The 10,070-nt window shown below is 71.5% G+C and carries 8 protein-coding genes; 5 read left to right on the plus strand and 3 right to left on the minus strand.

Going from position 1 to position 10,070, the window contains the following annotated elements:
* The first annotated feature begins 60 nt into the window (after positions 1–60).
* The 4 genes from VFB40_RS05230 to VFB40_RS05245 all read left to right on the plus strand — a co-directional run bounded on the left by VFB40_RS05230 (position 61) and on the right by VFB40_RS05245 (position 3,799).
* Complete coding sequence (locus tag VFB40_RS05230; protein ID WP_324848138.1) at positions 61–846, plus strand: cyclase family protein; 786 nt, start codon at positions 61–63, stop codon at positions 844–846.
* On the plus strand, positions 843–1,937 hold the full coding sequence (locus VFB40_RS05235) for an acyltransferase domain-containing protein (protein ID WP_324848139.1): 1,095 nt from the start codon (positions 843–845) through the stop codon (positions 1,935–1,937). Before VFB40_RS05230 ends, VFB40_RS05235 begins: the two co-directional genes overlap by 4 nt.
* A 67-nt stretch (positions 1,938–2,004) precedes the next feature.
* Entirely contained in the window at positions 2,005–2,790 is a 786-nt protein-coding gene (fabG, locus tag VFB40_RS05240; protein WP_324848140.1) for a 3-oxoacyl-ACP reductase FabG, read from the plus strand.
* A 61-nt stretch (positions 2,791–2,851) separates the two neighbouring features.
* Entirely contained in the window at positions 2,852–3,799 is a 948-nt protein-coding gene (locus tag VFB40_RS05245; protein WP_324848141.1) for an aromatase/cyclase, read from the plus strand.
* A gap of 270 nt (positions 3,800–4,069) precedes the next feature.
* On the opposite strand, the gene VFB40_RS05250 is transcribed toward VFB40_RS05245, so the two are convergent.
* Positions 4,070–4,684 carry a malonic semialdehyde reductase gene (locus VFB40_RS05250; RefSeq protein WP_324848142.1) on the minus strand — a complete coding sequence of 205 codons (615 nt, stop codon included), beginning with the start codon at positions 4,682–4,684 and terminating at the stop codon, positions 4,070–4,072.
* A 239-nt stretch (positions 4,685–4,923) separates the two neighbouring features.
* Here VFB40_RS05250 and VFB40_RS05255 point away from each other — a divergent pair, with 239 nt between their 5' ends.
* Complete coding sequence (locus VFB40_RS05255; RefSeq protein ID WP_324848143.1) at positions 4,924–6,684, plus strand: acyl-CoA dehydrogenase family protein; 1,761 nt, start codon at positions 4,924–4,926, stop codon at positions 6,682–6,684.
* A 22-nt stretch (positions 6,685–6,706) separates the two neighbouring features.
* Here the strand turns inward: VFB40_RS05255 and VFB40_RS05260 are convergent, their stop codons facing one another.
* Together VFB40_RS05260 and VFB40_RS05265 are read right to left on the minus strand one after the other, a co-directional pair.
* Positions 6,707–8,410 (minus strand): aminotransferase class V-fold PLP-dependent enzyme, encoded by a 1,704-nt coding sequence (locus VFB40_RS05260; protein ID WP_324848145.1) that lies wholly within the window; start codon positions 8,408–8,410, stop codon positions 6,707–6,709.
* A 147-nt stretch (positions 8,411–8,557) separates the two neighbouring features.
* Complete coding sequence (locus VFB40_RS05265; RefSeq protein WP_324848144.1) at positions 8,558–9,694, minus strand: winged helix DNA-binding domain-containing protein; 1,137 nt, start codon at positions 9,692–9,694, stop codon at positions 8,558–8,560.
* Positions 9,695–10,070 lie beyond the last annotated feature (376 nt).

Raw genomic sequence — 10,070 nt, forward strand, 5'->3', positions numbered from 1 at the left:
AGCGCCACCCCCCACGCTGACCTCAGCCGTGAGGAGACAGCCCGTGAGGAGAGTGGCTCGATGCACCTGATCGATCTGTCCACGCCGGTCGACGCCCGCTTCTGGGAGCCGGAACCGGTGCGGCACGAGCCGATGACCCCCGCTCAGGGGGCCGAGCACATGACCGGCGCGATGCGCGAGCACTTCGGCCTCGACCTCTCCGTCGACGAACTGCCCGACGGCGAGTTTCTCAACAACGACACCTTCACGCTGACCGCGCACACCGGCACCCACGTGGACGCCCCCGCGCACTACGGCTCCCGCACCGAGTACGGCAGCGGCGTCCCGCGCACCATCGACGAGCTGCCGCTGGACTGGTTCGTGCGTCCGGCCTTCGTGCTCGACCTGACCGAGATCGGCTCCGGCGCGGCGGGCGTCGGCGACCTCGAATCAGCCCTCGACCGCATCGGCTACACCCCGCGGCCCTACGACATCGCGCTGCTGTGGACCGGGGCCTCGGCGCGGGCGGGAACCCAGGAGTACTTCACCAAGTTCGTCGGCCTCGACGGCCCGGCCACCGAATACCTGCTCGACTTCGGCGTGCGCGTCATCGGCACCGACGCCTTCAGCCTGGACGCACCGTTCCCGCACATCATCAGCGAATACCAGCGCACCGGGGATCGCAGCGTCCTGTGGCCCGCGCACTTCACCGGCCGCCGCCGCGAGTTCTGCCAGATCGAGCGCCTCGCCAACCTCGAGGCGCTGCCGGTCGCACACGGCTTCCAGGTCAGCTGCCTGCCGGTCAAGCTGACCGGGGCGGGCGCGGGCTGGACCCGGGCCGTCGCGATGATCGGGGACGCCTCGTGATCGGCCGCGCAGTGCCGACGGGCACGTCCACGCCGCGCCCGGTCGCGCTGCTGCTGCCCGGCCAGGGCGCCCAGCATCAGGGCATGGGCGTCGGCCTCTACGAGCGCGAACCCGCCTTCACCGACGCCATCGACGACTTCTTCGTCCTGCTCGGCCGCGAGGGCGCCGCGATCCGCGCCGACTGGCTCTCCTCGAACCCGCGCGTCGCCGTGGACGAGGCGATTCGCGCGCAGCCGCTGCTGTTCGGCATCGGCTACGCGATGGGCCGGATGTTGCAGTCCTGGGGCGTGGAGCCCTCGGTTCTGCTCGGCCACAGCGCGGGGGAGTACGTCGCGGCCGCGCTGGCCGGGGTGGTCAGCCTGGAAGACGCCGCCGCGCTGCTGCTCTCCCGCGTCGAGCTGTTCCAGCACGCCCCGCTCGGCGGGATGCTCGCCGTGGTCGCCGACGAGGAGCGGGTCGCGCCGTTCCTGACCGACGAGGTGGTCGTCGGCGCGGTCAACGGCCCGGGCCAGCTTCTGGTCGCCGGCCCGGAGCCGCAGCTCTCCGAGGTGCGCGCGGCCCTGGAGCGCGCGGAGATCACCTGCATGCCCGCCAAGGCGCTGCGCGGCTTCCACAGCCCCTCGATCCTGCCGGCCTGCGCCGCCTCCGTCCCCGCGTTCGCCGGGATCCAGCTGAACGCCCCGGCGATCCGGATCGTGTCCGCCTCGCGCCCCGGGTTCCTGGACAAGGCGACCGCCCGCGACCCGCAGTTCTGGGCGATGGTGCCCGGCGTGCCGGTGCTCTTCGGCCCGGCGCTCGATCACCTCCTGTCGCAGGGCTCTTACCTGCTGGTCGAAACCGGGCCCGGGCAAGGCCTCTCCGTGCTGGCCCGCCGCCACCCAGAGGTGCTCTCCCGCCGCAGCGCGGTCGTCTCGCTGCTCGGCCACCGGCCCGCGGGGCCCGAGGCCGACCGGGCCGCCGTGGTGCGCGCCGTCGACCGGCTGGTCTCCGAGGGCTACCGGGTGCCGCCGGCGGTCCGCGACTGCCTCGTCGACGAGCAGCCGGCCGCCGCCGTGCCCGCCGTGCTCATCCCGGCCGGGATCGCGCTGTGACCCCGGCCCCGGCGTGACACACCACCACATTCGAACTCTTACCAACCGAGCGGAAAGAATTGGGATGATGTCAGCGAAAACACCGGCACCGGCGCTGGTCACCGGCTCCACCAGCGGCATCGGGCTGGCCACCGCCCGGCTGCTGGCCGAGCGGGGGCACCCGGTATTCCTGTGCGCACGTACCCAGGAGGACGTTGACGGCGCCGTGGAGAAACTGCGCGCGGACGGCCACACCGCGGCCGGCCTGCGCACCGACGTGACCGAAGGACGGGACGTCGAGAACCTCGTCGCGGCCGCGGTGGATACTTACGGACCGCTCGGCATCCTGGTTAACAATGCCGGGCGCAACGGCGGCGGCGTGACCGCCGAAATCCCCGACGAGCTGTGGTACTCAGTCATCGAAACCAATCTCAACAGCGTCTTCCGGGTCACCCGGCAGGTGCTCGCGCACGGCGGCATGCGCGAACGCGGCTGGGGCCGGATCGTCAACATCGCCTCCACCGGCGGAAAGCAGGGAGTGGTGTTCGGGGCGCCCTACTCGGCGGCCAAGCACGGCGTGGTCGGCTTCACCAAGGCCCTCGGCCTCGAGCTGGCGACCAGCGGCATCACCGTGAACGCGGTCTGCCCGGGCTACGTCGAGACCCCGCTCGCGGTGAAGGTGCGGCAGGGCTACGCGGACCACTGGGGCACCACCCAGGACGAGGTCCTCACCAAGTTCCAGGCCAAGATCCCGCTCGGCCGCTACTCGACCCCGCAGGAGGTGGCCGGACTCGTCGGATACCTGACGAGCGACACCGCCGCCTCCATCACCGCCCAGGCGCTCAACGTGTGCGGCGGCCTCGGCAACTACTGAAGACCCCGGCGCCGGCGCGGAGCCCGGGCCGGCGGTCGCAGCGAACGAAAAGAGAACCACAGTGGCGACCCACAACACCAAGCACGACATCACCGTCGAGGCCGCGGCGGAAACCGTTTTCGGGCTGGTCGCGGACGTCGCGGGCTGGCCGCAGGTCTTCGGCCCCACCGTGCACGTCGACCTGTTGCGCGACGAGGCGGGCGAGCAGCTGCTGCGGATCTGGGCGATGGCCAACGGCGAGGTGCGCGACTGGACCTCCCGCCGCACCCTGGACCGCGCCGCCGGCACCATCTCCTTCCAGCAGGTGGTCTCCAGCCCGCCGGTCGCCTCGATGGGCGGAAAGTGGATCATCGAGCCGCTCGGAAACGGCGAGCGCTGCTCGGTGACGCTGACCCACGAGTTCGAGGCGATCGCGGACGACCCGGACGCGGTCGCGTTCATCCAGCAGGCGGTCGACCGCAACAGCAACGCCGAGCTGGCCGCGCTCAAGACCGCGGCCGAGCAGCAGGACGGACCGGACCGGCTGCGCTTCACCTTCAGCGACGGGGTGTCCATCAGGGGCCCGGTGTCCGAGATCTTCGAGTTCATCAACCGGGCCGACCTGTGGCCGCGGCGGCTGCCGCACGTCAGCCGGCTCGACCTGACCGAGCGGGTGCCGGGCGTGCAGCGGATGGTCATGGACACCCGCAGCCCGGACGGCTCGATCCACACCACCGAGTCGGTCCGGCTGTGCTTCGCGGACCGCGGCGAGATCCTCTACAAGCAGCTGCAGGTCCCGCCGGTGATGAGCGCTCACACCGGCCGGTGGGAGTTCCGCGCGGCTGCGGACGGCCTGGTCGAGGCCAGGTCCTGGCACACCGTCACGCTCAACCCGGCGGGCGTGCGCGAGGCGCTGGGCCAGGAGGCGAGCATGGAGGAGGCCAGGCAGAAGGTGCGGCACGCGTTGGGCACCAACAGCCTCACCACACTGCGCCACGCCAAAGAGCACGTGGAGGCGCCGCCCGCGTGAGCGCGAACAAAGCCGTCGAATCGCGGTGAAGCGCGAAGCCCGGCGGTCCGGTGCGAGCACTGCGCTCGTCCGGACCGCCGGGCTTCGTCCTGTCCGAAGCGTCTCGCCGACAGGCCGCGTCCGTCGGGCGGGGCACCCTGCCCGACGGACGCGGAGCGACGACTGAGGCCGCTCGTGCGGCAGAAGACCGCCGAAGAGCTCCCGGACTTCGTCGCCAGATGTCTACGACGCACTCGCGCGGCGGGACGCGGGCTCGGGTGCGGAGCGCGCTCACACCTCGCTGAACACCTCTTCGTACTCCAGCCTGGGCAGCCGCTGGAACCACGGGTCGTCGCCGGGCTTGCCGATGTTGACGACCGTCAGCACCTTGTGTTCCCCGTCGGGGAAGAACTCCAGATCGATGCCGCTCGCGTTGTAGCCGATCATCGGACCGGCGGCGAGGCCGGCGGCACGCACGCCCAGGATGAAATAGCCGACCTGCAGCTGCGCGTAGGACAGCGCGGCCTCCTCGCGCGTCGCCGGGTCGCTGAAGTGCACGTCCTTCGCCTGCGGGAAATGCGGGAAGACGCGTGGAAGCTCCTGGTCGAAGCGCAGGTCGGCGGCCAGGATCGCCACCAGCGGGGCCGAGCGGGCCTTTTCGGCGTTGCTGCCGAAAAGATGCCGCAGCAGGCGGTCCTTCGCCGCCGCGGAGCGCACCAGGACCACCCGCAGCGGCTGGGCGTTGAACGCCGTGGGGGCCCACTTGATCAGCTCGTAGATCGCCCGCAGCTGCTTGTCGGACACCGGCTCCGAGCTGAAGTTGTTCGGCGTGCGCGCGTCGCGGAAGAGCAGGTCCGCGGCGGCGTCGTCGAGGACCAGCGGGGCGCGGACAAGGGTTTCGGACATCGGGACCGTCCTTCCTCGGATGCCTCCACGGTCGTGCGGCGGGCTCGTCGCGCGGCCGAGGATCCCTTGAGCCGCGAGCCGGCCGCCGCGCCGCGGGCACCCCGGCCCGTTCCGCCTTTCACCCGTCCTCCAGCCACCCTCCAACGCGAATTGGGACAGTCCGTGCGAATGCGCTCGTCGGCCGCGCGCCCACCGCGTACGCCCCACCGCACCACGGCACATGACATGAGGAGCCACAAGTGAATCAGGGTACTGCCCCAGCTGTCCCGGCCGCGACGCCGCCGGGGGCGCGAGTGCGCGCGGACGAACTGGAGCGCCGCTTCGGCGTGATGGCCGACCCTGCCAATCCGCTCGGGCAGCAGGCGGTGCTCGCCGCGGACGACCACTGGGAGGTGCTGGGGGAGGGCGAGGCGCTGCTCGACGATTTCGGCATGGGCGCCGAGTTCGTGCCCGCGTGGCTCGGCGGGAGGCTCGACCGGCTGGACACGCTCGGCAGGATCCTGCGACCGGTGTTCCGCCGCGATCCCTCGCTCGGCTTCGGCTACGGGCTGGCCAGTTTCATCGCGGCGGCGCCGGTCTGGTTCGCCGGCACCGAGCGGCAGCAGCGCTGGGTCGCGGGCCTGCTGCTGTCCGGCGGCCGGGTCGCCGTCGCGCGCCGCGGCGAGCCGCACGCCAACGACTTCGTGCGCGACGAGATCGCGGCCCGGCCGGCGTCCGGGGGATTCCGCCTCAACGGAGTCAAGACAGTCGTCGCCAACGCCGACAGAGCGCGCGGCCTGGTCATCTTCGCGCGCGTCGACGACCGCCCCACGGCGCGCAGCCACAGCCTGCTGTTGCTCGACCGCGAGCAGTTGCCCGCCGAATGCGTCGAGGACCTGCCCAGGTACCCGACCGTCGGAATGCGCGGCTGCCACTTCGGCGGTCTGGAGATGATCGACTGTCCGGCACCGGCTGACTGCGTGGTCGGCGAGGCCAACGGCGCGCTGGAACTCTCGCTGCGCTCCTCGTTGCTCATACGCGGATTGGTGCCGGCCACTCTCATCGCGTGCGGTGACTCGGCCCTGCGCACCGCCGTACGCTACGCCGTAGACAACCAGCGCGGCGGAGTACCGCTGCGCACTCCGCACGCCCGTACGGTCGTCGTAGGGGCGTTCCTGGACCTGCTGCTCAGCGACTGCGTCACCCTCGTCGCTTCCCGCGCCGCGCACCTGCTGCCGGACCGGATGTCCGCCGGCGCCGCCGCCGCGGCGTACCTGGTGCCCAAGGTCCTGACCGAGAGCTGCGACGATTTGACCGTCATCCTCGGCGATGCCCAGTACCACCGCTTCGGCCCGTACGGGATGTTCCAGAAGCAGCTGCGCGACTTGCCGGTGATGGGCCTCGGTCACGCGGGAAGCGCGGCCCGCCAAGCCACGATCATCCCGCAACTGCCGCTGTTCGCCCGCGCCGACCCGGCGACGGCCACCCAGCCCCCGGAGACCCTGTTCCGGGCGAGCGACTGCCTCCCGCCGCTCGAACTCGACCGGCTGGAGGTTCTCGGTGAGGCCGATCCGCTTGCCGCGTCTCTGCTCGGCATCCAGGGACTGCTCGACGACGCGGACGGCGCGGACGAGGCGGAACGCGCGGCGCTGCGCGAGGTGGGCGGCCACTTCGCCAAGGAGCTCGCCGATCTGCGCAAGGCATGCGCGGCGCTCGCCGGCAGGGGCCACAACACGCTCTCCACGCCGTTCAGCTACGCGCTGGCCGATCGCTACGCCCTGCTGTGCGCCGCCGCCGCGTGCCTAGGCGTCTGGCGCGCGCAGCTCGGCGACGATCCGTTCCTCGCGGACCCGGCATGGCTGCTGTGCGCGCTCGTCCGCATCGGCGGGCGCCTGGGCCTGCCCGCCGCGAAGCTGCCCGTGGCCACTTCACAGCGCCTGCTCGACGAGGTGATGGCCCGCTTCACCGGCGAGCGCAGCTACGACCTCTACAACAGCCCGCTCGCCGCGCACCCGCACTGACCCGCGTCGTGCCCGGCCCTTCTCAGACGTCCGGCGCGAGACACTCGGCCGGCAGCGGAAACCACCGCAACGCCTCGACTCGCTCCGGCAATCCCGTCGGCCCTTGATCCGCCAGGTCCGGCAGTGCGCCGAGGATCGCGCGCGCCCGCTCCAGCTGCGGCCCGAGCACTTCCTCACCCGCGGTCGTACGCCGGTGCGGATACTCGATGCCTGCTTCTCCACCCTCGAACCGGACGTCCGTGAGGCGCACCGGCGGCTCGCCGACCTCGCCGCGGTGCCGCCACAGGCCGGTGGCCGCGTCGAACGCGTAGTGGGGAAGCAACCGGTGACCGTGCGTCGCCAGCAGGTCGACGGCGTCGACCAGGTAGTCGCGCACGCAATCGCTGATGAAGTAGTTGAAGTTGACCCGGACCCAGCCGGGTTTGATGCCCTCGCAGCCGAGTCCGATCTCGTGCTCGAAGGCGCGGGAATGCTCGGCGTCGATGGCGAGCAGACGGTGCCCATACGGACCGGCGCAGGAACAGCCGCCGCGGGCTTGGATGCCGAACAGGTCGCTGAGCACCGCGACGACGAAGTTGTGGTGCAGGAACAGCCCCGGCTCCGGCGCGTGAATCCGGAAGGAGACGATCGAGAGCCGCCGCGCGTCCCGGTTGCCGAGGATGTCGACGGCCGGATTCGCGGACCAGCGCTCCAGGGCGTGGCGCCACAGCCGCTCTTCGCGCGCCCGGATCAGATCGGTGCCGACCGCCTGCTTGAGCGCGAAGACGAGCCCGGCGCGGATCGACTCGACGATCGCGGGAGTGCCGCCCTCCTCCCGCGCGACCGGATCATCGAGGTAGCGGTGCCCGAACGGGTCGACGAACAAGACCGTGCCGCCGCCCGGGGCTGTCGGAACCCGGTTGCGCACGAGATCGCGGCGTACGACGAGCACGCCGGGCGTCTGCGGCCCGCCCGGGAACTTGTGCGGGGACAGGAAGACGGCGTCCTTGTGGTCGCCGCGCCCCGGAGCGCTCTCCCGCATCCGGATCGGCACGTAGGGCCCGGCCGCCGCGTAGTCCCAAAACGACAACGCGCCGTGCGAGTGCAGCAGGGCGGCGATCGCGTCGGTGTCGGAAAGCAGTCCGGTCACATTGGACGCGGCGGAGAAGCTGCCGATAAGCAGCGGGCGGTCCGCGTACTTGCGCAACTGCTCGGCCAGGTACCGCTGGTCGATGTGTCCGTCGCGGTCCTCGGGCACGACCACGACGTCAGCGATCGACTCGCGCCAGGGAAGTTCGTTGGAGTGGTGCTCGAACGGTCCCACGAACACCACGGGGGTGTCCTGCTCGGCCAGGCGCGGTTCGCGCCCGCGCAACTCGAGGATCGCGACGAGCTTGTTGATCGCGGCCGTCGCCCCGGATCCGGTGAAGATCACCAGATCGTCTTCGGTGCCGCCGACCGCGTCCCGGATGATCCGCCGGGCGTCCTCCCGCAGCCGCGTGGTGGCCCGGCCGGTGCTTGAGCTCTCGGTGTGCGTGTTGGCGTAGCGGGGCAGCACCTGGCCGCGGATGAAGTCCTCGATGAAGTCGAGCGCACGTCCCGAGGCGGTGTAGTCGGCGTACACGGCGCGGCACGGCCCGTAGGGGCCGTCGAGCACCTCATCGTCACCGATCAGTCCTCGCCGTACCCGCTCGAGCAGGGGCGAGGTCGGCAAGTCGGCGGGAGGGGCCTCGGAACGTGTGGACATGGACACGTTGCCCAGGATAGGTGTTCGCGACCCGATGCGAGAGTGCGCGGGCGCCGGGCCGCGCGAGCTTGGCCTGGCGCTGCTTCAGAACACGGAACAGAGGGTTCGATGCGGCCGCCTATCGCGGCACGGTGTCGGCGGCCGTGCTCATTTGAAGGTCACCGTGTGGGCGCGGCCGCCTGCCGCGAAGGCGAGCAGCCGAAGCCCCTCCTCCTCCAGCTCCTGCCGCTCGGCCGGCGTGATCGGCGCGAACGGCTGGATGACCAACGCGGCGCTCCCTTGCCCGCGCTCGATCCGCCACTGGCCCCGCACCGCGCCGTCGACCAGGATCGTCGGGGCCACCAGCCCGTTCTTCGTATGCGTGATCTCCCGATGCTCATCGCTGATGACCCTCGTCCGGTCGGCGTGCGCCATCAGCAGGTTGTCGAACTCGGGAAGGAACCGCACCGCGGCGGGCGTGTCCGGATCCGGCAGCGGCGCGTCCGGCAAGTCGAACAGCTCCCTACCGTGCTCATCGGCGAACGTGCGCAACCGGGGCCGCAGCCGCTCGACGACCTCGGCGAGTCTCGTGAGCCCCGACCAGGCTTGCACGTCCTTGACGGTCGCCGGACCGTAGGCCGCCAGGTAGCGAAGCACCATCTCCTCGGGCCTCGCGTCCGTGCAGATCGGGCGCCCGAGCCATGCGACGTCCGTCGTGCACGGCACGGAGCCGTGTGATCCCCAGATGCCCGCGGGCGGCACGTGCACCAGCGGGAGCAGGTAGCGGACCGTGTGCATCAGCGCCGTCCGGTCGTGGCCGGGCCACCGCGCGCCGAGCGCCTCGCGCAGCTCGAGGTTGTTCAACGGCCGCTCGTCCAACAGTTCGCGGCCGACTCGCTTGAGCTCCTCGAGGTCGACTCCGGCCAATTGCCTGCCGTAGTACGTCCGCTGCGCGCGCTCGCGTACCGGCTGCAGGAGCGGCCGCAGCCACAGGAAGTCCGCCGCGGTGACGACGTGCAGCGTCGCGCGCATCAGGCCGGAGCGTACGACCGTCCTGTCTTCGATCAGGCGGGTCAGATCGGGCTGGGTGAAGCCGTCCACGCGCGTCCACAGCGAGAAGTACGGCGGATCAGGCAGTTGGGACTGCAACCCGAACAGCCGGTGCACCGCCTCGGCGGCCGGAATCCGCCAGCGCTCAAGCAGCCCCTGCCGGTGGAGCGTGGCGCGGTTGAGGGCGCGGCGGTCGAGTACCGGCAGCGCCCGCAGGCGCTCGGTCCCGGCCCGGCTTCGCTGCTGCGCGGGCATGCGACAGCCTTCCGTGATCGGGCCCGCTCGCGGGCGCTTCGGTCGGGTCTGACTGTATCCACCGGCGCTTGTGCGCGGCGACGACCCGCCGAGGGCTTCCGCCCGTGGTCGCACGGATTCGTGAAGCCCTCGGCGGGTCTGTCGCGCTTAGGGCCTGTTTGGAAAGTCTCGCCTGGGCCGCGGCGCCTGCCACGCACGCTCGCTGCGTTGTCGGATCGTCCACGTACGCCCGGTACGAGGACGACCCTCCGCCTTGCGATCGCACGCGCCAGACACCGCGGCCTTAACCGGCGCTAGTTCCAAAACACGCCCTAGCCGAGGGATACGTCGGCGACCGGGTCGCGAGCATGGTGACCCTGATCCGCGACGGCGAGGT

The sequence above is a fragment of the Actinocrinis sp. genome (assembly GCF_035650855.1).
Classification (GTDB): Bacteria; Actinomycetota; Actinomycetes; order Streptomycetales; family Catenulisporaceae; genus Actinocrinis.

What these genes read in the sequence shown, in the direction of transcription:
- VFB40_RS05250 (WP_324848142.1), bottom strand. Translation starts at nt 4,684, where the DNA reads ATGTCCGAAACCCTTGTCCGCGCCCCGCTGGTCCTCGACGACGCCGCC.
- VFB40_RS05260 (WP_324848145.1), bottom strand. Translation starts at nt 8,410, where the DNA reads ATGTCCACACGTTCCGAGGCCCCTCCCGCCGACTTGCCGACCTCGCCC.
- VFB40_RS05230 (WP_324848138.1), top strand. Translation starts at nt 61, where the DNA reads ATGCACCTGATCGATCTGTCCACGCCGGTCGACGCCCGCTTCTGGGAG.
- VFB40_RS05265 (WP_324848144.1), bottom strand. Translation starts at nt 9,694, where the DNA reads ATGCCCGCGCAGCAGCGAAGCCGGGCCGGGACCGAGCGCCTGCGGGCG.
- fabG (WP_324848140.1), top strand. Translation starts at nt 2,005, where the DNA reads ATGTCAGCGAAAACACCGGCACCGGCGCTGGTCACCGGCTCCACCAGC.